Genomic DNA, 22233 nt, shown 5'->3' on the forward strand with positions numbered 1-22233 from the left:
TGTCCCATTGGCCCAAGTCTGTAGTAGGCGAGGTGAACATCCTCTCGGCGGTGCCGTCACTCACGGCTTGAGGGGGGATCCGGACAAGGATTGCCTCAGCGTGCCCATTCAAGGGATGACCATGGAACACATGAAGTTCGTATGTGCGGCTCTCGTCTTCATAGGCATGGGCTCTGGCGCATTGGCCCAAGGCCGTCCTCTGACCGTACAGATGTCGTGCAATGGGGCACGGCAACTGGTGGCCAGTCAGGGTGCTGTTGTCCTCAGAACAGGCCCTTCGACGTATGACCGTTATGTCTCAGCCGTGACCCAATGCGTCAGGGGTGACACTTTAGACCCTGCTTGGGTCCCAACAGCCGATACGCCTCAGTGTTCCGTCGGGTATCGTTGTGTGCAACGCGCAAGGCCCGGAGGAGGATGAGGGGCTTGGGTAATCCGGTGCCATCCAATTCAAGGCTACCCTGTCCCACCAACAGGACCTATGCCTCTGGCTGAGGCTTCTGACCAGAGCTGTTGGCGTGAGCCCTGCGCTCCTCTTCCTCCGCCAGCGTTTCAAGGCGCTCGGCTGCCTCCCGGAGCTGCTCGCGGGCTTCGTCGATCGAGAGCGTCTGGACAATCGTCCGGATCTCCTGCGCCTGCCGGCGGTACTCCGCCGCTTGGTCATGACGGGGATGACGCATGGCTTTCAGCCTCCAACCAAGCCCATGATGATAACCTTCAGCCGAACAGGTGAAGTCGGCGCAACTGGGCAGTCTCCCGATTGGCGGGCGTCAGGGTCTCACCATCAGCGCGGTCTAGCGGACCAGACCATGAGAGGCCGTTAACTCCAGCTTACTCCCTTTATCTTCCGCGTCGAAGCTCTCCTTTGGCCTATACTGCTTCCAGGACCGTCCGCGCCAACGGCAACTCGCTGGGGGAGGTGGGCAGCCGCATCGTCTGCGAGACCATCATCGGCCTGCTGTTGTTCGACCGGGACTCCTACCTGCATCAGCGCGGCTGGGATCCGGCCGATGGCGTTCTGCTGGACAGCGGCAATCCGCTTGTCACAATCCGTGACTTCTTCGAGTTCGCCGGCGTTGCCTGATTGGTGAGCACTCGCTCAGACAAATCAGCAGGCGATGCACTCGGCATCGAGGATGACGTCATTCGCGAGCTGGCGCGGTCGCTGCAACCGCGGCGCGGCAGATGATTGTGCCACTTCCGTTAGGCCTGGCGTACGCTGCCCTCTGCTTGTCACGGCCGCTCGTGCGCACCTGACCCTGTTAGGTTGTTCCCAGAAACCTTGCTAAGGGGTGCCGTGCGCAGGCCGGATGCAACCCGCTGCCATAGAGGGGGGATGAGATGTCCGACTGTTTGCACTGCGAGATCAATCAACTGGTGCAGGAGCGCTTCGAGCGCGGCGAAACTGACTTGGTCGAGATGGCATCCATGATCGTCGAGAGCCTCGCAGACCTGATCCTGCTCGCGCCTGAAAGCGACCGGTCCAATCTGATGGCGCACGCGCTCTCCGCCTTAGGGCAGATCGTCCTGGAGAAGGGCGGCGCGATCGAGGGCAGCTCCAACGCCACACATTGAGGGTCAGCCTATCGTCTACTCTTTCGTCTACCCCAAGGACGGCTCCTCACAACAGGGCCTGTTTGCTCCGATTGGCACCTACTCCGGGCCTCTTAGAACACCCCCATACTCATCCCTGTTGCGAGAGCGGCCCCAAGCTCCTCACAGCGGTTCAGATCGTCTGGGCCGACAGCCTTTGGGGCAATGATCGCCTCTGGCGTCTGCGCGTGAGTGCAGACGATCAGCGGATCAGCCATGGCTTTGAGCCGCCATCCAGTCGCAATCCGTTCAACCTGACGAGCTGCATTGTGACCGTCGCTGCCGGCGCAGATCAGCGTTGCGTAGGGGCGCCCACTGATGCGATCCAGAGCCGGATAGTAGGTGCGGTCGAAGAAATCCTTCATCAGGCTGGCTATGGCCGCCAGGTTCTCTGGCGTGCCGAAGAGATATCCGTCCGCCTCGAGAAGATCGGCGGCGTGAGCATCCGGCGCCGGAAGCAGACGCACGTGAACGGCTGGCTCCGACGCTGCGCGGTGATACTGAGGATTGCGAGCACTTCATGGAGTACATCCGTCGGCTTCCTATCTTTGTGAGCCGGGTGAGGTGTCCAGTCGGCCACGACATACAAGAAAGCTTAGCTGTTAAGCTTTGCCTTTCAAAAGCTCAGAATAGTTGGCTGAACACTTTCCCGACTAATGCTGTTTGAGGCATAATGCTTGCTTCCTGCATCGGGAGGCGACAATGCGTATGAATTCGCTGATTGTTGCGTTCTGTTTGTTTGTGCTGCCTGCATCCGCCCAGGATAAAGCCGAGTTCCAGAAGATTGCTGATCACTTCGTGGAGGCTTACGCCAAGGGTGACCTCAACGCGGTTCTGAAACTCTATGCAGAGGATGCCTCTATCCTCCCGCCTCAAGCACCTATGGCGAAAGGACAGGGCAGCATCGCGGAGTTCTGGAAAGGCGAGGCGCAGCGAGCCGAACTCAAACAGGTCACCGTCGTCGATGCCCAGCCGCTTGGCAACGACAGGGCACACGTGATCTTCACCACAATCGGGCGAACCAAGGGGCAATCACCCCAGGAGTTCCAGGGCAAAGGCACGGCTCTGGTCCAGAAGGCCGGGAGTGACTGGAAGATGCTCGTGCACGTCTGGAACCGGAATGACCGTGATCAGTGAGGCGTCAAGAAGCGCCCCTTTGTCGGGCATGGTTCAAGCGTCGCAAGCAGGGCTTGGAGTAGGGCACTGATCAGACGGACGGTGTGGAGATGACTTTCCAGGGAGGTGCTAATGGGCTGGGCGGGGTCCGGAGCGCTGATCGCATGGCATGATGTTGAGGAGGGCCGCGAGGCCGTGTACCTCGACTGGCACTCCCATGAGCACATGAGGGAGCGCCTCGCGATCCCTGGTTTCCTCCAGGGTCGCCGGTACTCCGTTGTAGGCTCTGGGCCTCAGTTTCTGGTCTTGTACACCGTCACAGCCCCCGATGTTTTTACCTCCCAAACATACCTGGAGCACCTAAACCATCCCACGAACTGGACCCAGCAAGTTATGCCTGCGCTGCGGAACATGAACCGGAGCCTATGCCGAGTTGCTGCATCGAGCGGATCGGGTGCAGGCCGTTGTCTTCAGACCATCCGGTTCTCTCCTGAACTCGGACGCGAGGCACATCTGCGCGGTGTATTGACGAGCGAGGCGCAGTCTCTTGCGCACCAACAGGGCCTCTGTGCCGCGCATCTCCTGATTGCGGATCGGGATCGGAGCAGGGCACCAACCCGCGAAACGGCCCTTCGGGGCGGTCAAGATGCAGTGGCCGACTGGGTGCTGGTCGTCGAAGGCTATGACGAGGCTGCGGTGGCTGAAGACCGCTCCGAACTGTTGCGGCAGGGCGGTGCTGGTCCGAGTATTACCGGTAATCTCTACAGGATGGATCACCTCTGCTTCTGAGAGGAGGCGTCCGCTCTCTGAGCACCACCTCCGCATAGGCGCTGTCGTAAATGGGCTGATCAGGACACCTTCCAAGCCGATTGGGCGAAGATGCTCCAGTACGTCATCTCTATGGGGATCAGTATGGAAGAGCTTTTCCGGATCACAGATCCTGACGCAATCTGGGGCTGTGGACAATGGCTGAAGCCAAAGGGGCTCAAGGCTCGGGGGAATACCCCCTTTGGTTCGGCTCTGGTTCGTTGAGGTACTTGCGAAGCCTCAGATTGCCCGACACACTTCTGTAAAGCACAAATCACCGGAGGATCGCCATGAAGCAGCAAGCGATGAACGTATCGGATCTGGGTCTGCTGGATGCCTCTACCACAATCAAGGCTTTGACCCAGGAAGCCCCGGTGCGTCAGGTTCATAAGGCTCGCTCGTCTAAGGAGCCAGCCAATCCAATTTACCTTCTTGCCGCGATCACGCTTGGCATCCCGGCCCTAGCGCTAATTGCGCTGATTGGGGCGAACCCTGCCATCGAGGAGGGGATGCTCGGAACCGTGACAATGTTCCTCGTGTTCTCCGCGTTCATCAGTGCTGCGGTATTCGAGATCAAGCGGCTCGCGGACGAAAGCTCGGGCAACGAACACCATTGAGCTAGAGGCTGAATAGGGAGCCATTTGCGCTCCGCATCAAGGTTTGCCGTCCCGCGTTGTGAAACGCTCCGCAGCCCACATTGCAGCTTGGGTACGATTAGCAGCGCCTATCTTGCGCAGGATGGCTTTGACGTGAACCTTGATCGTTGCCTCAGTAACATCAAGCTTCTTCGCGATGACCTTGTTGGGCTCACCCCGCATCAGGCAGCGCAGTATCTCGGCCTCTCGGTTTGAAAGCTTGTGCATCCCCGGATCAACCGGCAATGGCTCTGCCATAGGGCTGTCTTGATCCGGCTTAGCGCCCGAAGTAATCTGGCTGAGCATCGGACGAAGCAACGCCCCCGGCAACAGCTTTTCGCCCATCATGATCAACTCAAGTGATTTGATCAGAACCTCACGATCAATCGTGGATAGACAGAAGCCATCAACCCCCGCGCCGAACCCGAGTCGAACGAAGCTAACATCGAAGTGACTAGCAACCATGACCACCCGAGCATTGGGCTGCTGCATCTTCAATCGCTTGATGATCTCAAGCGTGTTCTCCGAAGAGTTGCTGGCATCGACGATGAACAGATCAGGTTGCGTATGAAGGCGGGGTTGCCGAGGTGATGGCTGATCAAACCCGCCCTCGGATATGGCGAAGCGGGTATTGGCTAGGAGAGCTTCGAGTCCTGTAGAAAGCAACCGGTTGTTGCAGATCAGAATGGTGACAAACTCTTTGCGATCTTTAGTAGCGTCGCCAGACATTTACCGGTCTATCCCTGTACGCAGAACAAAACCTTGTTCTTCGGAACATCAAGGATGGGCGGGGAATAGCGCAGAGTAAGCAGTGCATAAGGATAGTAATCCTAAGGGGTGCTCTCTGCATCAGAAGAGCCATAGGCCCATCGAGTTGCCCCGGTGTTCCGGTGGCCTTGTCATTCTTTAGGCGGCTGTGTCGAGGTGCCGGTTTGGTCAGGTTCCTCAAGCACACTTGCTTCAGGCGTGAGCACAACGTCCTCCTTTCGTAGTCCCTCGCCCGGAACCTCAACAATCTTACAGTCCTTCAGAACTGCGTTCTGCATGTCGAGGTTCGACGCCTGTTCCAGGCAATCATCATAGCTTGGAAACAGCCTATCCCAAGCCTGGGCGGTATGTTGTTCCGTAGGGTTTGCGCTGCTGAGGATGAGGATCAAAACGTACTTCACGGCCATGGGTGCACCCCTCCGACCTATGGAGGGTAAACTCGCCAGTGGCGATGCCGTTCACAAAGCCGAGCCTAACAGATCAACCATTGTGAGAGGACGCGCCACGATAGGGCTCCTTCGAAGCTAAAGTGTCGTTCCAATGCGCCACCACCTTCTCGAAGCGCAGCCGCCGTTTGGCTCATTCCGAGTACCTTCAGATCCCCGAACGATGATCGGCTAAAACAATTTTGCGCTGGACTTCCAGGTACGATCACCGCCCCCACGGCCACTCTGGGTCACTCTTCCGACGAAACAGACGCCGTGCCTCCCCCGACAAGCTGAGTACATTTCTAGGAAGAGGCGGCTGCATGAGCTTGGGGCCACGCCGATCCTCCCGCTTGTACGAGCGCAATTCCTCGCCAGTGAGCTTGGACAGACCCTCGGTGGCTATCCGGTGACGCAACTCCTGTAAGGTCGTTTCAGGATCGGCGGGCATGGCTGGTCCCGCAGCCGGTAGAGCACGGAATCCAAGTCATCGCTCAAGGGCAGGGGAGGTTCCGATCCGTGCCCTACCCAAGAAGAAGGACAGACGGAGTTGAGTGGAGTTGCAGGAGTAGAAGGCGGAAGTTTGGGCAGAGGGTGAAAGCCAAAATGCTGCTCCATTGGTGCTCTACCTGGGAGAGCACTGTCCCAGAGTGAGGAACATCAGCGGAGGTCGGTTCGATGCTAAAGCCCTTCTCGCGATACCTTACGGCTGTCGAGGAACACCTTCCCTCCGAGCACCACCCCCTTCTGCGGAATGGCCTCTATCTGGCGCTCTTGGACTGGTACACCGATGGCATCGAACCCATGGAAGCTGCGGCTCGGATCAGACATGCGGTGACAGGATAAGTTCGGCAACCGAGCACCGCGACCACCGTTCTCCCGCAGGATGTGATGTCCCGAGGAAGTGGCCATGACAGGAAACAAGCAGCCCAACCAAGACACAGGCTTGGAAAACATGAGTGTTAACAGCAGTCGCCGCAGCGGTGTGCAGGAGGATGGGACCGGCAACCCGGCGCACAAGGACGAAAAACACGATCCAACGGAGAGTGCCAAGGTGCCGGATCAGCAAATCCCCGTCGAGCAGTCGCCTGAGATCGACGACACCGAAGGTCACCCGACCTGAAGTCATTCTCAGCTTTAGAAGTTGAACCGACCGCTGTCAGCCGTGAAGGTGGATGCTTGGCGCTCGAGCATGCGAATGAGGGGAGGGTATACTTTAGTCGCAGTAGGCCAGTTAAAGCCGCGCGATCTACTTGCAAATTCTTAACCTATGTTGCAAAAGCAGAACACCCAAGAAAAAAGGCCACTCTTGCGAGCGGCCCGAAGTTTAGGGAGGAAACGCCCAAGAAGGGCAGCGATAGGACGACGCCAATCGTCATATCGCACTGCAAAAATAGGATCTGCCTGTTCAAACGGCAAGCACAAAAGGGCAGCGCGGCTGCCCTTTTTTATAGCTGCTGCTATGCGGCAAGCGCATACAACTTTGAAGCGATAGAGCCTGAGCGCCTACCGGATGCTCACAGCACTTGCTGAAAGAATGCTTCCACCATTCGTGTATGCAGCGGGAAGGCAGTCTCAACAGGCTCGTGGATGACCAGCACTTCCGAGACCTCGGCATCGTGGGTGAATGAACCCTCGTGCTCGACAGGAGGGCTCTTGCAGAAGAGCAGATTCTGCCGCCGATCTGGCGTGGTTTCCACTTCTACGACCCGGAGCGCGTCAGGGACGATCAAAACGCCCGTCTCCTCCAGTACCTCCTGCGCACCAGCTTCCTGCCACGTCTGACCAAGCATCTGGTAGCCACCAGGGAGAGCAAGCTTGCCGTACCCCTCGCCGGATAGAGCGCGTCGGATCATTAGCAAACCGCTCCTGAGGGGGACCAGCACCACCACGACCGTGGGGGTATTTTCATAACGGATCATTGCCTCCACCCAGGTGAGATTGGACAGGGCAGGGGCTGAGCCTGGGAGGGAGTGAGAATGCAACAGTCCTGCATCAGCCTTTAGACTTCTTCCGCGAGCCAGTCGATGCTTTCTTCGCTAACCGAGACTTACCGGTAGGGCGCGCTGCGGGTTTCGTCATCTCGTTCAGCATCGCCCTCTGCTGACGGTGCATTTCCGCCGTCCAAAGGCCACGGGCGGCACCGGCCCAGGTGTTTGCTGCACTCAGCCAGAGGCTCAGCCACGGGTTCTTCGCCATCTGAATGCCCCCTGCTCAGATGCTCCCAGCACTCTGGCCATCACTTGGATTGATCTCATCACTGAGGTCACCCTTCAGGGCCACCTCGCAGCGGTCCACGTGGCTCATGGCTCGTTGGCGCATCTCCTGTACATCGTGACAGGGGTCTTGTACGTCCTGCTGGCAGAACTGGCAGATCATCGGCTTGGCCTCTCTGCTGGCGTAGGTTGTGTTTGGCCAACAAAGGTACAGGGCTTGGGTTCCCGCTGTTCCCTCAGCGCCTCCCGCCTGGGATAACCTTGAACCTCCGCATCATCGGCGGGAGGTCCGGGGGAGGACGGCTGATCGCATCCAGATCTGTGAACCGAGCCTTGCACCTGGGATCATACTCGCCTGGAGGTCGCTCCCACGGGAGGGACTTTCTAGGCAGTCGAAGGCGATCTGGTCGATCAGATCACATAGCTGGATGTCCGCTCCGAACTTCTCGGCAAGCCGAGCCAGCCGATAATGCCCCTTGCGGTGAGGACAAAGGGGACAATCAATCCGGACGATCACCCATGGAAAATCGCTCAGCCGTTCGACCATGGAGCCCCACAGGAAGCGACGAAAATAGAACGTATAGAGAACGGGATCGTGGGGCTTCAGTTCGATCTGAAGGAAATCAAGGGATTCGCGTCATGGGGGAAAGGCGGTATCGGACCTCCGCTACCATAGGCCCAAGGCCTTTTCCGGCATTTTCCTGAGTTCCCGATCAGAGCCGGTACCAAGCGGTTCCGTCGCATATCCGGAGTAGGGACGCGACAATGGCAGGTCTTCGTTACGCGCTCATGCAGCGAGCCGCTCGAATTGCTCGGCGAGTGACAGCCGCTGATTGCAGGCATATTTCGCCTGCTGTTTGCGCATCATATGGATCAGCTCGATGCCACCCAGAATCACGCGGGCGCAGGCAATGGATTTGAAGCCGAGCATGGGGCGCACACGGCGTTTGATGGCGCGATAATCCTGTTCGGTGCGATTATTCAGGTAGGCACTCTGCCGGATCCTGATCGGCTGCAGCTTGCACCCCGATCTGTCCTGCAGCCGGCTCTCGGCATCACACGACAGGATGGCTTCCCGATTGGTCTGGCTGCCGTCGATGACGATCCGCTCGGGTCGGCCGTGCCGCTTGAGCGCCTTGCGCAGAAACCGTTTGGCAGCAATGAGGTTCCGTCGTTCGCTGAACCAGAACTCGACCGTGTCGCCATTGCTGTCGATGGCTCGATAGAGGTATTTCCACTCACCTCGGATTTTGACGTAAGTTTCGTCAACGTGCCACTTGGCAGTGACGGCTCGCTTGCGTGCATTGAAGCGCTTCAGCAATTCGGGCGAGTAGCGCACAATCCATCTGTGAATGGTCGCGTGATCGACGGAGATCCCCCGCTCGGCCATCATCTCCTCTAGATTTCGGAGGCTGAAGTTGTAAGCCAGATACCACCGGACGCAGAGCAGGATCACCGACCGGTCAAAATGCCTGCCTTTGAACATCCCTGTCTCCGCTCCTGTGACTATGGTCACCGTAGCTGAAACTCTGAAACGAAAAGTTTGCGACGGATTCCGTTGGGCTTGCCGAAGCCGTTGACGACCGAGGTTCCCGCAGAGGCGAAGGCGTGAGCAGTGCCGAAACCAATTCCGCTGGCGATCCCGTGACAAGAGTCACTTTGCCGACCGGCATTCCCCCATGGCCGCGACGGGAGGGGGGACTTCCATGTTCATGATCATTCTCCTGCGGCAGCTTGATCGGACCCGACTTTTTCAGGCTTATGATGAGCAGGAGCCGCCTCGCACTGAAAGGCCGTCTGGCTTTCGTCTCGATCGCTGGGATTATGAAAGCCTGGGTTCCCCACCAGCTATGAACTGAGCGTCCGCATATGCCCTGCGATTTGGCGCCATTCGTGCCGCAACGTCCGGGCGCCCAGGAACAACGAGAGGTGGCCGCATGGGGCGACGGCCGTCCGGATCTGCCGCGGGGGAGTGCCAACCCGGTCATGAACCGAAAGCAGCTGGGGCGGAGGCGTAACGTCGTCATCCCGTCCGGCCAGGAGAAACAGCGGCGCTTTGATAGCGGAGAGATCAACCACCCGGCCAAGTGCCCGGAACTCGCCTCGCGCCAGTTCGTTACGCCGGAACAGCTGCTCCACGACCTGAAGGTAGAAAGGTCCCGGAAGATTGATGGTCCATTGATGCCACTGCCGGTAGCGCTCGACCAGGTCGTCGCAGATGTCCTCCCTAACCTGCAGAACCTGTTGAGTTGTCGAAAGATCGGGTGGGGCGGAGCCCCACAAGTCCAGCATACGGGACCCAAGGATCAGCCCGTCGCCAGAATGAACCAGACCCTCGAAGATTGCCGGCGCTGTGGCGCGCGTGCCAGCAACAAGACGCGATGGCGCGGCGTCGAGGTCGATGGGCGAGCCCGCCAGCACGAGACTGCAGATCATCTCGGGGAACCGTGCTGCGAGCATCAGTGACAGCCATCCCCCCTGACACAGCCCGATCAGGTTCACCTGTCCCCCGAGGTCCTGCACGACCACCGCCAGATCGGCCAGATAGCTGTCGATCGAGAGGAAGCGCATCGATGCCGTCGCCGATTTGCTCTCCACGACACATATGCCTGTCAGCCTCTCGGCCAGCAAACGTTCGACCAGGCTGTGCCCGGGCGCGAGGTCGGCCAGAGTGGCGCCATGCAGCGCAAAGGGCGTCACGACCAGCGTGGGCAAGCCTCCCGGACCGTGCGAGAACTCCCGGACCCGGACGGTGGGCAAGTCCAGGCGGATGCTGTGTGGCGTTGTCCAGGCCGGCTCGGGGCCAATGGGTCCGGGTGGGCTCGCGCTGATGAACACCTGCCTGAGAGCATGCAGGGCAGCCTCGCCCGCGCAGGCGGTCGCAACGACTGGCCACAGCCACGGGTTCCACAGGGGAGGCTCAGCCTTCATGGCCACGTGCCTTCATACGGGACGGTCGGGACCGATCCGGCTTCCGACCATGAGCTATTTGTGCCTGCGTTCAGGCGGCTGTCATCATCACACCGGGCCGGGCCTCGTGCAGGATGAAGCCCTCCACCGGATCGAAGTCGCCCGACCAGGGCGCCAGCTCCATAACCCGGCTCGTGTCGGCATAGCCCGCCTCCCAGCGGCGGCGGATGCCCCGCGGGCTGAAGTCGATGTCCTTGGTGTGGTCGTCGCCCTCGAAGGGCGGCGCCAGCAACCGGACCACGTGCATGCGGGTCAGGCAGCCATAAGCCGCCAGTTCCCGCACAGCCTCACTTTTCTGTTCCTTCTCCGGCAGCCGGCGCACAAGCTCGGCAATCACATGGCGCAGCCGATGGATCTGCTTCTGCCGGGCGATATGGCTCACCGCACGGCTGGAATACTGGATGTCCTTCTGCCGGCTCATCACCTGCCAGATCGTGTCCGGCTCGGGTCCCTGCGGGTTCCAGATGTGGACCGCAAAGATCACCGAGTTTTTCCGCGGGTTGTCGTCGAACACCGCCTCGACCGGCGTGTTCGACAGGATGCCGCCGTCCCAGTAGAGATCGCCGTCGATGCGCACCGCCGGAAAGGCCGGGGGCAGGGCACCGGACGCCATGACATGGCGCACGTCGAGATCCATGTCGCGGTTGTCGAAGTAGCGCATCTCACTGGTGCGCACATTGGCCGCTCCCACCGTCAGGCGCGTCTCCCGTCCGTTGATCCGGTCGAAGTCGACGAGCTCGGACAAGGTCCGCGCGAGAGGCGAGGTGTCGTAGTAGCCGGCGGCCTCTGATCCGAGAGGCACCTGGAGGCCGAGAAAAGCAAGAGGGTTCGGCCTGAAGAAGGCCGGAATGCCATGGGCGATCGTTGTCAGGTTCGTTGCCAACATTCCCATAGGAGACCAAGCGCCCAGAAGTTCCATCCACGGTTCGTGCTGCATGCGGCTCCAGAACTCCCGGAGCCGCTCCAGCCGGTCCTCCGGAGCGTTGCCGGCGATCAGGCTGGCGTTGATGGCGCCAATGGAGGTGCCGATGACCCAGTCGGGCTCGACACCGGCCTCTTGCAGGGCCTGATAGGCTCCAACCTGATAGGCCCCGAGCGCGCCGCCGCCCTGCAGAACAAGCACAATCTGGCCGAGTTCCTTTGGGATCCGGCGCCGGCGGGCCGGCACGATGTCCGGGAGCCGTTGTTCGGTGATTGCTTCAGGCGCGGTTCCCGTCCGCTCGAGTTCGCTGATCACCGCTTCGTCGGAGCTCTTGTCCGTTCTGAAGGTATCGGGTGTGACGTGTTTGAGCATGGCGTCCTCCTCAGTGGGCGGTCCAGCCACCGTCGACCGGCAGAGCGGGGCCTGTAATGGATGCGGCCGCATCGCTGGCCAGGAAAGTGGCGAAAGCGCCGATCTCCTCGACGGTCGCGAAGCGCTTGTTGGGTTGCTGCGCCAACAGCACGTTCCGGATGACCTGCTCGCGCGGGATGCCATGTGACTTGGCCTGATCATCGATCTGCGCCTCGACCAGCCGGGTGGAGACATAGCCGGGGCAGATGGCGTTGCAGGTGATGTTCTGTTCCGCCGTCTCGAGCGCGACCACCTTGGTGAGGCCGACGATCCCGTGTTTCGCCGGCGTTGTCACGTTAACCCGAACCTGAGATCGAGTGGTGTAGATAGGCCAGCATGATCGAGTCCGTCAGCTACAAACGCCATCGCTTTCCACCCGAGATCATCGCCCATGTGGTCTGGCTCTATTTCAGGTTCCCATTGAGCCTTCGGCTGATCGAGGAGATGCTGCTCGAGCGCGGCATCATCGTCTCCTACGAGACGGTCCGCCGCTGGGCGCTAAAGTTTGGACCAGAGTATGCGCGCCGCCTCAGGCGCAAGACGCCGAGCCGACGCGATATCTGGCATCTCGACGAGGTCGCGGTCACGATCTCTGGCCAGAAACATTGGCTCTGGCGGGCGGTTGATCAGGACGGCTATGTGCTCGACGAAGTCGTCCAGACGCGGCGTGATACCAAAGCGGCCAAACGCTTGCTGAAGCGTCTGTTGAGGAAGCAAGGCTGTCCACCCCGGCGGATGATCACTGACAAGCTCGGCTCCTACGCCGCGGCTCGGCGTCAGGTCATGCCAGAAGTCGAACACCGCTCGCACAAGGGTCTCAACAATCGGGCGGAGAACTCGCATTTGCCGTTCCGGCTACGTGAGCGGGTGATGCAAGGCTTTCGATCGCCCAGGTACCTGCAGCGGTTCGTCAGCGTGTTCTCTGCTGTCCGCAATAGCTTCGTTCCACCTCGCTCCAGCCGCTCCGCCCCCGCCACACGCCTCACCGCCTCACCGCCTCACCGCCATGGCGGAATGGAAATCTGCGGCCAACATTGCTGCTTGAGCTTGTCTAGCGACCAAATCGGCAACAATGCGCTTGGCGGCAGTTAATGCGACAACACCCATCGAAGAGCCCCGTCAGGTCTGGATCGAGCCCGACGTGTCGATCTGAGATGCGGCTTACCTCGCCAGCACGATGGGTGTAAGGCGGGGCTCATGTTTACGCTGGACCAAACCACATCGCTCGAGCAGGTGATCAAGAAGAGCCGGTTCATCGCCGTGGCCGGCCCGCTTGCGAACGAGCAGGAGGCCAAGGAGTTCGTCTCGGCCCATTCTGATCTGAATGCCAACCACAACTGCTGGGCCTGGCGGTCTGGTCAGACCTACCGGTTCAGTGATGACGGCGAACCCAGCGGCACTGCCGGCAAGCCGATTCTCCAAGCCATCGATCGGCTCGAACTCGACCATGTCGCGGTGGTCGTGACGCGTTGGTTTGGCGGCGTGCTACTGGGCAGCGGCGGTCTGGCTCGGGCCTATGGCGGGACCGCAGCGGCCTGTCTGCGCGCTGCTCCCCGCGTTGAGATCATACCGGTTCAGGAAGCAAGCATCTTCGTCGTGTTCTCTGATCTTGCGCTGGTGAAGGCACGGCTTTCCAGTGCTTCAGGTGTTCAGATCCGCAACGAGAGCTTCACCGGAGCAGGCGTGACCATCACCGCGCATCTTCCTGAGGCGAACGCCGAGCACATCATCCGGATGATCACCGATGTCACCAGTGGGCGCGCATTGATCACGCGAAAGCAATGACGCCCTGGACGTGAGAGCTGCGATGAGGTGCCGGCCAGATGTCTTTGAACCACGTCCTTGCAGGCAGCAAACGTTGTTGAGCCCATAGCCACAGATGGTGGGAAGTGATTAGGGTAACGACGCGCTGGCAGGAGTGGAGGGACTCGAACCCCCAGCCCCCGGTTTTGGAGACCGGTGCTCTAGCCGATTGAGCTACACTCCTGAATGGCTGTTCCACAGGAACTGGCCAGAGGCGAGGTCTTATTCTGCGAACGCTCGGTAGCGTCAAGCTTCGGTTAGCTCTCGAGTGGGCGTACTAAGATGCCGCGTGAGTGAGTCTCCGGGGTTCGATATCGACTGCTAAAGTCCGCTTTCGTGTTCAGACCCGACCTTCAATAGGACGGCCGGATCTACAGCTCGTGACCCTTTCCGGACCTTCGTTCTTCTGCCGAGGCTAAATCAACCTACCTCATGCTGATCGTTCACGCATCGCCCGTGATCGGCCAAATTCTCGATGAACCGGCACTCGGTAACCCGAAGCCGGAGTATTGCAACGGCGATCGAATTAAATCCGCCAACGGCTTCGTATACCTGTCGTGAGCGGCACCGAGCACTCGGGCGAACGAAATCCCACCGTCCATGTCGAGGTGGAGCAACCATGAAAGCACGCTGGGATCCTCGTGCTTCGGTTTGGGAGGCAATCCCCTCCTGTGACTTTGCGCCAGATCAATGCGATCTTCCTGACTGTGCTTATGACATCTCTGAAAGGACCTGATCAGAACCGCAGTCGGGAGGGAATCGTACATGATCCAGAATATCAAGAGCGTATTGATCGGCCTGACGAAGGAATTCGGTCCGGACGAGACCTCCTCCGCCCTGGGCTACGGCCTCTCGCTGGCGCAGCAGGCAGAAGCGCACGTCACCGTTCAGGCCGCATCCGTCAAGCTGGACATGTCGAGTGCCGGGATCAGCAAGGTCGTGGCCGGCCTCGTCGAGGAGGAGAACCAGCGCCTTCACGCGCTTGCCCAGGCGGCCGCCTGCGGTGTGCAGGCCGATGCCGCCATGGCGGGAGTGGTCTGCTCGGTCGAGACACCGCATCTCAGCTATCCGGCGTTACTGGCCGCGTTCAGAACGCAGGCCCGTCTGCATGACCTCACCATCGTTGACGCTGAATCCGAATCCCTCGCCCTCGATCGGGGTCTGATCGACACCCTGTTGATGGACAGCGGCCGCCCGCTCCTCATCGTCCCGCCAACGCAGGAAGGGTTCCGCGCCGGGCGCATCATCGTGGCCTGGGACGGCAGCGGCCGTGCAGCCCGCGCGGCGGCCGACGCCCTGCCATTCCTGCGTGCCGCCGAGACCGTGGAGGTTGTCTCGGTGACCGGAGAGAAGGACCTGCCCGATACGGTTCTGGGCGCCGGCATCGCGCCGCACCTGACCCGGCACGGCGTCAACGCCGTTGTCCAGACGCTGCCGGCTTTGGAAGGCGACGTCGCCGAGACGCTGCGCAGTCACGCCACCCTGACCCGCGCCGACATGATCGTGATGGGCGGCTACGTGCATTCACGGCTGCGAGAACTGATGTTCGGCGGCGTCACCCAATCCCTGCTTAAGCAGAGCCCCGTGCCCTTGTTCATGGCGTACTGAGATCAGGAGCAGCAGCTCGCAATCCTGACGCGGGTTGTGCTCATGCTTACCCATTGCTTGAGCCGGCCCAACGGCTTCGGTCCGGTTGCGGGTTGATCCGGTGAACATGTGATCGGAGCGAGGCGTTCATGGATCAGGTCAACAGGCTCAACCACGCTGACGGGCGGAGGCAGCTTGGATCGATCCCGTGGCATGCGGAGACCGCCGAGGCCACGCTGGCCGCCTTCGCCTCTCGCTCCGAGGGACTGGACCCTGCCGAGGTCCGGCGGCGACTGGAGCTTCATGGATACAACCGGATGCCGGAGGGGGAGCGGCGAAGCGCCGTTGCTCGCTTGCTCGTGCAGTTCAACAATGTCCTGATCCACGTCCTGCTCGCAGCCGCCGCTGTGACAGCACTCCTGGGTCACTGGGTCGACACGGCCGTGATCCTCCTGGTCGTCCTGGCCAACGCGGTGATCGGCTTCATCCAGGAAGGTCGCGCCGAGCGCGCCCTGGAGGCAATCCGCGCCATGATCTCGGCCCAGGCCTCGGTGATGCGGGACGGTGAGCGTCAGACCGTCAAGGCCGAGGAGCTCGTCCCCGGCGACATCGTGCTTCTCGAGGCCGGGGACCGGGTGCCGGCGGACCTGCGGTTCCTGCGGGCACGCAGCCTGCGCATCGACGAGGCCATCCTCACGGGCGAGTCGGTCCCGGTGGAGAAGGGAACAGGTCCGGTCGCGCCGGATGCGGCGCTCGGCGACCGGAGCTGCATGGCCTTCTCGGGCAGCCTGGTCGTGGCCGGGCAGGGGATGGGGATCGTCACCGGCACCGGGGCCGGCACGGAGATCGGCCGGATCACGACCCTGCTGCACGACGTGGAGACGCTCACCACGCCGCTCGTCCGGCAGATGAACCAGTTCGCGCGGATGCTCACGGGCGTGATCCTGGCCGTATCGGCGGTTGTCTTCGGGATCGCAGTCGCCGTCCACGGAACCCCGTGGGGCGAGGCCTTCATGGCCGTCGTCGGCCTGGCCGTCGCGGCCATCCCCGAGGGGCTGCCCGCCGTGATGACGATCACGCTGGCGATCGGCGTCCAGCGCATGGCGGTGCGCAACGCCATCATCCGGCGCCTGCCGGCCGTGGAGACGCTGGGCTCCGTGTCCGTGATCTGCTCTGACAAAACCGGAACCCTCACCCGCAACGAGATGATGGTGCAGGCCGTCATTGCTGCGGAGGGGCACTTCGGGGTGACCGGCAGCGGGTACTCTCCCGAAGGCGAGTTCCGGCTGGACGGGATTCGGGTATCGGTCGACGACCAGCCTGTCCTGCTTGAGGCGGTACGGGGCTCATGCCTATGCAACGACGCAGGCCTGCGCCGCACGGAGGCGGGATGGGCCGTGGACGGCGACCCGATGGAAGGAGCCTTGGTCTCCCTTGCCATGAAGGCCGGCATGGACCCACAGGAGCTCAGGCACCGGCTCGGCCGCCTCGACGAGATCCCGTTCGACGCCCAGCACCGCTTCATGGCCTCGCTGCATCGCCTGCCCGAGGGCGGTGCCGTCATCTACGTAAAGGGCGCCCCCGAGCGGGTGATCGCCATGTGTGGCGGGGAGCAGTCCTCGTCGGGGGAACTGCCCCTGGATGTCGATCGGTGGATGGCGCAGGCCGACGCTGCGGCCCGCCAGGGGCAGCGGGTGCTCGGCATTGCGGCAAGACGACTGCCGCGGGTGCCGTCGGAGCCGCTGACCTTCGCCGATGTGGAGGGCGGACTGACCATGCTGGGCCTGCTCGGCCTCATCGATCCGCCGCGCGACGAGGCGCTTGCGGCCGTGCGGGAATGCCAGGCGGCAGGCATCAGGGTCAAGATGATCACCGGCGACCATGCCGCCACGGCCGCGGCCATCGCGGGGGCGCTCGGGATCCGGGGGAGCAACGGGATGGCCGTGACAGGCGCCGACCTCGACCGGATGAGCGAAGGCGAGTTCCGGTCCGCGGTTCGCGACGTGAGCGTGTTCGCGCGCACCAGCCCTGAGCACAAGCTGCGCATCGTGCAGGCGTTGCAGGCCGATCGCGAGGTGGTGGTGATGACCGGCGACGGCGTGAACGATGCGCCATCTCTCAAGCAGGCCGACGTCGGGGTGGCCATGGGACGAAAGGGAACCGAGGCCTCGAAGGAAGCGGCCGAGATGGTGCTGGCGGACGACAACTTCGCCTCCATCGCCGCCGCCGTGCACGAGGGGCGGACGGTCTACGACAACCTCAAGAAGGTGCTTGCCTGGACCTTGCCGACCAACGGCGGCGAGGCGCTTGCCATCATCGCCGCCATGATGCTCGGCCTGACGCTGCCGATAACGCCGGTCCAGATCCTGTGGGTCAACATGGTCACGGCCGCGACCCTGGGGCTGACGCTCGCCTTCGAGCCGCCGGAACCGGACGTGATGCGCCGTCCGCCTCGGCGGCTCGACGAGCCCGTCCTGTCCAGGTTTCTGGTGTGGCGGATCGTGTTCGTATCGGTGCTGTTCGTCGTCGCCGTCTTCGGCATGTTCGAGTGGGCGATCCGGCGCGGCCTGCCGATCGAGGAGGCCCGCACGATCGTGGTGAACACGCTCGTGGTGATGGAGATCTTCTACCTGTTCAGCGTGCGCTTCCTGCACGCGCCGTCCCTGACCTGGCAGGGCGTCCTGGGCACCCGGGCCGTCCTGGTCGGCGTCGGCGCGGTCGTCCTGGCCCAGATCGCCTTCACCTATCTTCCGCCCATGCAGGCCCTGTTCGACACGCGGGCCGTGTCGCTCCGTGACGGACTGGCCGTTCTGGCGACAGGTGTAATTTTGCTGCTGATCCTTGAGGGCGAGAAACGCCTCCGGCGCCGTGCGGGCTCAAGCCAGTCCTCAAGCATCACTGAGTGAATGATCCACAAGGAGGAGGAAACGACATGCTGCGCAGTATCCTGATCGCCCTGGACGGCTCCCCGTCGAGCCTGCAAGCCAGCGAGTTGGGGCTGGAACTGGCTCGCCGCCATCGGTCACATGTGGAAGGGCTCGGCATCGTCAACTCGGCTTGGATCCAGCGCCCGGAGGCCGTGCCGCTCGGCGGCATGGCGTACAAGGCCGCCCTGGACCTGCGGGAACTCCAGGATGCGTCCGAGCGGGTCGAGGCTGTCCTGGACGGCTTTCGCAAGAAGGCCGAGCCGGCAGGCGTGGCCTCGGTCGAGGCACGCCGGGTCGACGGCGATCCCCTCCAGGTGATCGAGACCGAGGCCGCATCGCACGATCTCATCGTGTTGGGCCACCGCAGCATGTTCGATGTCGATGGCGAGATCTGCGAGTTGCCGCTCTGCGTCGACCGTGTCATCCGGGGGGAGCCGCGGCCTGTCCTGCTCGTGCCTGATGAGGCGCCCGGCTCGGGTGCGGGCAGTTCGCAAGCGCCCATTCTGGTGGCCTTCGACGGCAGTCCGGCCTCGTCCCGGGCGCTCCACATGTTCGCGCTCCTCGGCCTCGCCGCCGGACGCATCGTCCATGTCGTGACCCTCGACCCGTCCTCGTCCCGCAGGGCAGAGGAAACCGCCTCCCGGGCGTGCATCATTCTTCGCCGGCACGGGGCGGCCGAGACACATGCCCTCGGCCTGGGGGACCGCGAGGCGGGCACTGCCGCGGAAACGATCCTGGGGACGGCGAAGGCGCTCCGGGCCGACATGATCGTCATGGGAGCCTATGGCCACCGCGGCATCCAGGAGATCTTCGGCTCCTGCACGAGGGAGGTGCTGAATGCCTGCCCCACGGCCCTGTTCCTCCATCACTGAGGCTCGGGTCCGTGCAACCCTTCACCGAAAAGGATCCCCTGCATGCATGTCACCGTCTTCAGCACCAAGCCTTATGACCGTCGCTTCCTCGATGCCTCGAATGCCACGGCCGGGCATCGGCTGTCGTATCTTGAGGCCCGGCTCTCGGTCGAGACCTGTGGCTTGGCGAACGGCGCCGATGGGGTGTGCGCCTTCGTCAATGACGAGGTGAACGCGGACGTCCTGGCCAGCCTGGCATCCATGGGGGTGAAGCTCGTGGCCCTGCGCGCCGCCGGGTTCAACAACGTCGACCTGGAAGCGGCCCGGCGCGAGGGAATCACAGTGGCGCGGGTTCCGGCCTACTCGCCCCACGCGGTAGCCGAGCACACGATCGCGCTCATCCTCACCCTGAACCGCAACGTCCATCGGGCCTACAACCGCGTCCGGGAGGGCAACTTCGCCCTCGAAGGCCTGCTCGGGTTCGACCTTGCCGGCAAGACGACCGGCGTGGTGGGAACGGGCAAGATCGGCGAGGTGGTCTGCCGCATCCTCACGGGTTTCGGGTGCACTGTGCTGGCCTACGATCCGCAGCCGAATGCTGCCTGCGAGCAGATGGGCGTGCGCTACGTGCCGTTGGAGGAGCTGCTCTCGCTCTCCGACATCGTCACCTTGCATTGTCCGCTGACGCCCGCCACGCATCACCTCATCGACGCCCGGACGCTGGCCCGCATGAAGCCCGGCGTGATGCTCATCAACACGAGCCGTGGGGCCGTCATCGACACCAGGGCGGCTCTACGGGGCCTGAAGGACGGCACCATCGGGTACCTCGGTCTTGATGTCTACGAGGAGGAGGCGGATCTGTTCTTCGAGGACCTGTCGCAACGCTTCATCGGCGACGATGTATTCGCTCGGCTGCTGACCTTTCCGAACGTGCTGATTACAGGCCACCAAGCGTTCTTCACGGAGGAGGCGCTCACCAACATCGCCGACACGACGATCGGCAACATCACTGCGTTCGAACGGACGGGGCGCGCGGTGCACGAAGTCTCCGTCGAGAAGATCGCCCGATAAGCGCATCGGGAACAGGCTCGACATGAAGGCAGTCTATGCTGCGCTCCCTCTGGCGCTCGTGCTGGTCCTGATGATCGGGCGACGCTGGCCTGCGGCCAAAGCTGGCCTTGCAGGTCTGGGGTTGGCGGCCGTGCTGGCTCTGACGGTCTTCGGGATTGTCGATGGGAGCCATTCCGACATCGGCGCAGGCGGCCTTCTCGCCGGCTCCGCCCTGGAGGCGCTGTTCACGGCCGTCACCATCCTCTGGATCATCTTTCCCGCGCTGGCGATCTATGAGCTTCAGGTCCGGTCAGGTGCCTTCGACGTGATCCGCGCCGGCCTTGCAGGCCTCTCTCAGGATCCTCGGATCCAGGCTCTCCTCGTGGCCTGGTTCTTCGGCCTGTTCATGGAGGGAGCGGCCGGGTTCGGCACGCCGGTCGCCCTGGCGGCGCCCCTTCTGGTCAGCCTCGGCTTCTCTCCCGTTAAGGCCGTCGCTCTCGCTCTGATTGGGCATGCCGCCGGGGTGTCGTTCGGGGCTGTCGGAACGCCTGTGCTGGCTCAAGCCTCGCTCGTGGCGTTGAGCGCCTCAGACATCGCGCAGGCCACCGGTCTTCTTCACGGTGCTCACGGAGTCATCCTGGCGCTGTTCCTCGTGCGTCTGTCGGGGGATGGCTCGCCCACGGCCCGGCAGTGGGGCTGCGGCGTTGTGGCGGCCACGTGCTTTCTCGCCCCCTTTGCCGTGTTTGCCGCGATGGTGGGGCCGGAGCTCCCGACGCTCGGTGGAGCCCTGATCGGCGGGGCATGCTTCGTTCTCATCCTGCGCTGGAGGGCCAAGCCCTCCGGCAAGCAGGACTGGCGGGCTGTGGCGAAGGCAGGCATGCCCTATGGCATCGTTCTCGCGCTCATTCTCGTGACCCGGCTGCTGCCTGGGTTGAGAGAGCAGCTCCGCTCCGTCGAGATCTCTTGGTCCATCTTGGGAGCTTTCCGCGGCAGCATGCAGCCGCTCTATCATGCCGGAACCATCCTGCTGCTGGGGTTCGTGCTCGGCGGGCTGGCCCAAGGGCGTGGCCTTGCGGATCTGCTCAAGGCCTCTCGGGCGGCACTGCGCCGGTTGGCGCTAGTCACGCTCGCGCTCGTGGCGATGCTCGCCCTGTCCCGTCTGATGCTGCACGCCCGAATGATCCACGAACTGGCGGAGGGTGCCCGCGAAGCTGGAGCGGCATGGCCGCTTCTGGCGCCGGGAATCGGAGTCCTCGGCACCTTCGTGACCGGATCCGCAACGGCCTCCAACATCCTCTTCACCGAATTCCAGGCGGCCACCGCCTCCGCGCTCGCGCTGCCGCTCGCGACCATGGTGGCCGCACAGGGGTTCGGTGCGGCGGTCGGCAACATCATCTGCCCTCACAACATCATCGCAGGAGCCGCGACCGTCGGCCTGGGCGGGCAGGAGGGTGCCATTCTCTCCAGAACTATCCTGGCCTGCGCAGCCTACACCCTGGCCGGCGGTCTCCTCGTGCTGGTCCTGAGTTCATGACCATCAGGGGCGACAGACGTTCTCCTGTGCAGACGAAACCCTGAAGCGAGCATCCCCATGAAGCCGATCGTGACCCTGACCCTCAATCCTTCCATCGACGGCTCCAGCGAGGCCGAAGCCGTGCGTCCGATCCACAAGGTGCGCACCTCCAATGAGCGCTTCGAACCCGGCGGTGGCGGGAGCAACGTCACGCGCGTGATCCATGAACTCGGCGGCTCCTCCCTTGCTGTCTACCTGGCCGGAGGCGTGACAGGCTCGGTGCTTGAGGACCTGCTCACGAGGAACGGCATCGGCGGAAGGCGGATTCCGATCAGGGATCATACGCGGGTCAGCCACACCGTCTTCGAAAGGACCACCGGGCTCGAGTACCGTTTCGTCCCCGAGGGGCCGGAGGTCGCTCCATCGGAGTGGCAGGACAGCCGCGGTGCCCGCGGCGCCGCGCCCGGGGAGGCTTTCAGGTGGGGCGTCGCCGCGGGCGCCGCGGCTGTCCTGACCCCCGGCACCGGGCTGTGCAGGCGAGAGGATGTGGAGCGCCTCTTCGGTGCGCTATCGCAGGAACAGGGGGCCTTGGCACCCTGAGGCTTCCTGGGCAACCATCGGCGCGCCCGGTCCTGATGC

At 62.5% G+C, this 22233-nt stretch carries 23 protein-coding genes, 1 tRNA gene and 1 pseudogene; 15 read left to right on the top strand and 10 right to left on the bottom strand.

From position 1 onward, the window contains the following. Nucleotides 1-479: 479 nt before the first annotated feature. A complete protein-coding gene (locus MA07_RS08550; protein WP_036349364.1) occupies nucleotides 480-680 on the bottom strand; it encodes a hypothetical protein in 201 nt (66 codons plus the stop codon). Nucleotides 681-865: 185 nt separating this feature from the next. Here MA07_RS08550 and MA07_RS08555 point away from each other — a divergent pair, with 185 nt between their 5' ends. Then, the gene (locus MA07_RS08555; RefSeq protein WP_036349366.1) at nucleotides 866-1084 is read left to right on the top strand and encodes a hypothetical protein; all 219 of its coding nucleotides are present in this window, start codon (nucleotides 866-868) and stop codon (nucleotides 1082-1084) included. A gap of 257 nt (nucleotides 1085-1341) precedes the next feature. Continuing rightward, nucleotides 1342-1575, top strand: a complete 234-nt coding sequence (locus tag MA07_RS08560) for a hypothetical protein (protein WP_152568785.1) — start codon at nucleotides 1342-1344, stop codon at nucleotides 1573-1575. 92 nt (nucleotides 1576-1667) lie between these two features. Here MA07_RS08560 and MA07_RS08565 read toward each other — a convergent pair whose 3' ends face one another. Next, entirely contained in the window at nucleotides 1668-2060 is a 393-nt protein-coding gene (locus MA07_RS08565; RefSeq protein WP_052002964.1) for an NAD(P)H-dependent oxidoreductase, read from the bottom strand. Between the two features lie 235 nt (nucleotides 2061-2295). On the opposite strand from MA07_RS08565, the gene MA07_RS08570 reads away from it, so the two are divergent. The 3 genes from MA07_RS08570 (at nucleotide 2296) to MA07_RS08580 (ending at nucleotide 4133) form a co-directional block, all read left to right on the top strand. Further along, entirely contained in the window at nucleotides 2296-2730 is a 435-nt protein-coding gene (locus MA07_RS08570) for a nuclear transport factor 2 family protein (RefSeq protein WP_036349371.1), read from the top strand. Nucleotides 2731-3360: 630 nt separating this feature from the next. Further along, nucleotides 3361-3498, top strand: coding sequence for a hypothetical protein (locus MA07_RS30050; protein ID WP_160195406.1), 138 nt, complete (start codon nucleotides 3361-3363; stop codon nucleotides 3496-3498). A gap of 308 nt (nucleotides 3499-3806) precedes the next feature. Further along, nucleotides 3807-4133, top strand: coding sequence for a hypothetical protein (locus tag MA07_RS08580; RefSeq protein ID WP_036349374.1), 327 nt, complete (start codon nucleotides 3807-3809; stop codon nucleotides 4131-4133). A 36-nt stretch (nucleotides 4134-4169) separates the two neighbouring features. Here the strand turns inward: MA07_RS08580 and MA07_RS08585 are convergent, their stop codons facing one another. Both MA07_RS08585 and MA07_RS08590 read right to left on the bottom strand, forming a co-directional pair. Continuing rightward, nucleotides 4170-4880: a response regulator transcription factor gene (locus MA07_RS08585; RefSeq protein WP_052002966.1), complete on the bottom strand. Its 711-nt coding sequence runs from the start codon at nucleotides 4878-4880 to the stop codon at nucleotides 4170-4172. Nucleotides 4881-5050: 170 nt separating this feature from the next. Further along, the gene (locus MA07_RS08590; RefSeq protein ID WP_036349376.1) at nucleotides 5051-5326 is read right to left on the bottom strand and encodes a hypothetical protein; all 276 of its coding nucleotides are present in this window, start codon (nucleotides 5324-5326) and stop codon (nucleotides 5051-5053) included. Nucleotides 5327-6254: 928 nt separating this feature from the next. Here MA07_RS08590 and MA07_RS08595 point away from each other — a divergent pair. Next, complete coding sequence (locus MA07_RS08595) at nucleotides 6255-6467, top strand: hypothetical protein (protein ID WP_036349381.1); 213 nt, start codon at nucleotides 6255-6257, stop codon at nucleotides 6465-6467. Nucleotides 6468-6861: 394 nt separating this feature from the next. Here the strand turns inward: MA07_RS08595 and MA07_RS08600 are convergent, their stop codons facing one another. The 5 genes from MA07_RS08600 to MA07_RS08620 all read right to left on the bottom strand — a co-directional run bounded on the left by MA07_RS08600 (nucleotide 6862) and on the right by MA07_RS08620 (nucleotide 12191). Continuing rightward, entirely contained in the window at nucleotides 6862-7266 is a 405-nt protein-coding gene (locus tag MA07_RS08600) for an NUDIX domain-containing protein (RefSeq protein WP_052002967.1), read from the bottom strand. A gap of 1081 nt (nucleotides 7267-8347) precedes the next feature. Next, nucleotides 8348-9046, bottom strand: coding sequence for an IS6 family transposase (locus MA07_RS08605; protein ID WP_036349384.1), 699 nt, complete (start codon nucleotides 9044-9046; stop codon nucleotides 8348-8350). Between the two features lie 362 nt (nucleotides 9047-9408). After that, the gene (locus MA07_RS08610; protein WP_036349387.1) at nucleotides 9409-10491 is read right to left on the bottom strand and encodes an alpha/beta fold hydrolase; all 1083 of its coding nucleotides are present in this window, start codon (nucleotides 10489-10491) and stop codon (nucleotides 9409-9411) included. 70 nt (nucleotides 10492-10561) lie between these two features. Then, nucleotides 10562-11824, bottom strand: coding sequence for a patatin-like phospholipase family protein (locus MA07_RS08615; protein ID WP_152568786.1), 1263 nt, complete (start codon nucleotides 11822-11824; stop codon nucleotides 10562-10564). A gap of 10 nt (nucleotides 11825-11834) precedes the next feature. Continuing rightward, nucleotides 11835-12191, bottom strand: a complete 357-nt coding sequence (locus MA07_RS08620; RefSeq protein WP_280114232.1) for an SDR family oxidoreductase — start codon at nucleotides 12189-12191, stop codon at nucleotides 11835-11837. An 8-nt stretch (nucleotides 12192-12199) separates the two neighbouring features. Between MA07_RS08620 and MA07_RS08625 the strand changes: the two are divergent. After that, nucleotides 12200-12908: pseudogene (locus MA07_RS08625) on the top strand (IS6 family transposase). A gap of 152 nt (nucleotides 12909-13060) precedes the next feature. Then, nucleotides 13061-13648: a YigZ family protein gene (locus MA07_RS08630; protein ID WP_036349391.1), complete on the top strand. Its 588-nt coding sequence runs from the start codon at nucleotides 13061-13063 to the stop codon at nucleotides 13646-13648. A gap of 125 nt (nucleotides 13649-13773) precedes the next feature. On the opposite strand, the gene MA07_RS08635 is transcribed toward MA07_RS08630, so the two are convergent. Next, nucleotides 13774-13850 (bottom strand) — tRNA-Trp (locus MA07_RS08635). A gap of 248 nt (nucleotides 13851-14098) precedes the next feature. Between MA07_RS08635 and MA07_RS31175 the strand changes: the two genes are divergently transcribed. From MA07_RS31175 to MA07_RS08670, 7 genes are all read left to right on the top strand, one after another. After that, nucleotides 14099-14227 (top strand): hypothetical protein, encoded by a 129-nt coding sequence (locus MA07_RS31175; RefSeq protein ID WP_280114231.1) that lies wholly within the window; start codon nucleotides 14099-14101, stop codon nucleotides 14225-14227. Nucleotides 14228-14431: 204 nt separating this feature from the next. After that, nucleotides 14432-15274 carry a universal stress protein gene (locus MA07_RS08645; RefSeq protein ID WP_036349396.1) on the top strand — a complete coding sequence of 281 codons (843 nt, stop codon included), beginning with the start codon at nucleotides 14432-14434 and terminating at the stop codon, nucleotides 15272-15274. A 128-nt stretch (nucleotides 15275-15402) separates the two neighbouring features. Beyond that, on the top strand, nucleotides 15403-18159 hold the full coding sequence (locus MA07_RS08650; RefSeq protein WP_052002968.1) for a cation-transporting P-type ATPase: 2757 nt from the start codon (nucleotides 15403-15405) through the stop codon (nucleotides 18157-18159). 26 nt (nucleotides 18160-18185) lie between these two features. Next, complete coding sequence (locus tag MA07_RS08655) at nucleotides 18186-19052, top strand: universal stress protein (RefSeq protein WP_036349399.1); 867 nt, start codon at nucleotides 18186-18188, stop codon at nucleotides 19050-19052. A gap of 42 nt (nucleotides 19053-19094) precedes the next feature. Then, nucleotides 19095-20102, top strand: coding sequence for a 2-hydroxyacid dehydrogenase (locus MA07_RS08660; RefSeq protein WP_036349401.1), 1008 nt, complete (start codon nucleotides 19095-19097; stop codon nucleotides 20100-20102). Between the two features lie 22 nt (nucleotides 20103-20124). Next, nucleotides 20125-21615: an L-lactate permease gene (locus tag MA07_RS08665; RefSeq protein ID WP_036349403.1), complete on the top strand. Its 1491-nt coding sequence runs from the start codon at nucleotides 20125-20127 to the stop codon at nucleotides 21613-21615. A gap of 57 nt (nucleotides 21616-21672) precedes the next feature. After that, nucleotides 21673-22194 carry a PfkB family carbohydrate kinase gene (locus MA07_RS08670; RefSeq protein ID WP_052002969.1) on the top strand — a complete coding sequence of 174 codons (522 nt, stop codon included), beginning with the start codon at nucleotides 21673-21675 and terminating at the stop codon, nucleotides 22192-22194. Nucleotides 22195-22233: the final 39 nt, after the last annotated feature.

Source organism: Microvirga sp. BSC39, assembly GCF_000739015.1.
Taxonomy (GTDB): domain Bacteria; phylum Pseudomonadota; class Alphaproteobacteria; order Rhizobiales; family Beijerinckiaceae; genus Microvirga.

Coding starts and splice junctions, on each gene's coding strand:
- MA07_RS08550 (WP_036349364.1), bottom strand. CDS start 680: ATGCGTCATCCCCGTCATGACCAAGCGGCGGAGTACCGCCGGCAGGCG.
- MA07_RS08560 (WP_152568785.1), top strand. CDS start 1,342: ATGTCCGACTGTTTGCACTGCGAGATCAATCAACTGGTGCAGGAGCGC.
- MA07_RS08570 (WP_036349371.1), top strand. CDS start 2,296: ATGCGTATGAATTCGCTGATTGTTGCGTTCTGTTTGTTTGTGCTGCCT.
- MA07_RS08580 (WP_036349374.1), top strand. CDS start 3,807: ATGAAGCAGCAAGCGATGAACGTATCGGATCTGGGTCTGCTGGATGCC.
- MA07_RS08585 (WP_052002966.1), bottom strand. CDS start 4,880: ATGTCTGGCGACGCTACTAAAGATCGCAAAGAGTTTGTCACCATTCTG.
- MA07_RS08590 (WP_036349376.1), bottom strand. CDS start 5,326: ATGGCCGTGAAGTACGTTTTGATCCTCATCCTCAGCAGCGCAAACCCT.
- MA07_RS08595 (WP_036349381.1), top strand. CDS start 6,255: ATGACAGGAAACAAGCAGCCCAACCAAGACACAGGCTTGGAAAACATG.
- MA07_RS08600 (WP_052002967.1), bottom strand. CDS start 7,266: ATGATCCGTTATGAAAATACCCCCACGGTCGTGGTGGTGCTGGTCCCC.
- MA07_RS08605 (WP_036349384.1), bottom strand. CDS start 9,046: ATGTTCAAAGGCAGGCATTTTGACCGGTCGGTGATCCTGCTCTGCGTC.
- MA07_RS08610 (WP_036349387.1), bottom strand. CDS start 10,491: ATGAAGGCTGAGCCTCCCCTGTGGAACCCGTGGCTGTGGCCAGTCGTT.
- MA07_RS08615 (WP_152568786.1), bottom strand. CDS start 11,824: ATGCTCAAACACGTCACACCCGATACCTTCAGAACGGACAAGAGCTCC.
- MA07_RS08630 (WP_036349391.1), top strand. CDS start 13,061: ATGTTTACGCTGGACCAAACCACATCGCTCGAGCAGGTGATCAAGAAG.
- MA07_RS31175 (WP_280114231.1), top strand. CDS start 14,099: ATGCTGATCGTTCACGCATCGCCCGTGATCGGCCAAATTCTCGATGAA.
- MA07_RS08645 (WP_036349396.1), top strand. CDS start 14,432: ATGATCCAGAATATCAAGAGCGTATTGATCGGCCTGACGAAGGAATTC.
- MA07_RS08650 (WP_052002968.1), top strand. CDS start 15,403: ATGGATCAGGTCAACAGGCTCAACCACGCTGACGGGCGGAGGCAGCTT.
- MA07_RS08655 (WP_036349399.1), top strand. CDS start 18,186: ATGCTGCGCAGTATCCTGATCGCCCTGGACGGCTCCCCGTCGAGCCTG.
- MA07_RS08660 (WP_036349401.1), top strand. CDS start 19,095: ATGCATGTCACCGTCTTCAGCACCAAGCCTTATGACCGTCGCTTCCTC.
- MA07_RS08665 (WP_036349403.1), top strand. CDS start 20,125: ATGAAGGCAGTCTATGCTGCGCTCCCTCTGGCGCTCGTGCTGGTCCTG.
- MA07_RS08670 (WP_052002969.1), top strand. CDS start 21,673: ATGAAGCCGATCGTGACCCTGACCCTCAATCCTTCCATCGACGGCTCC.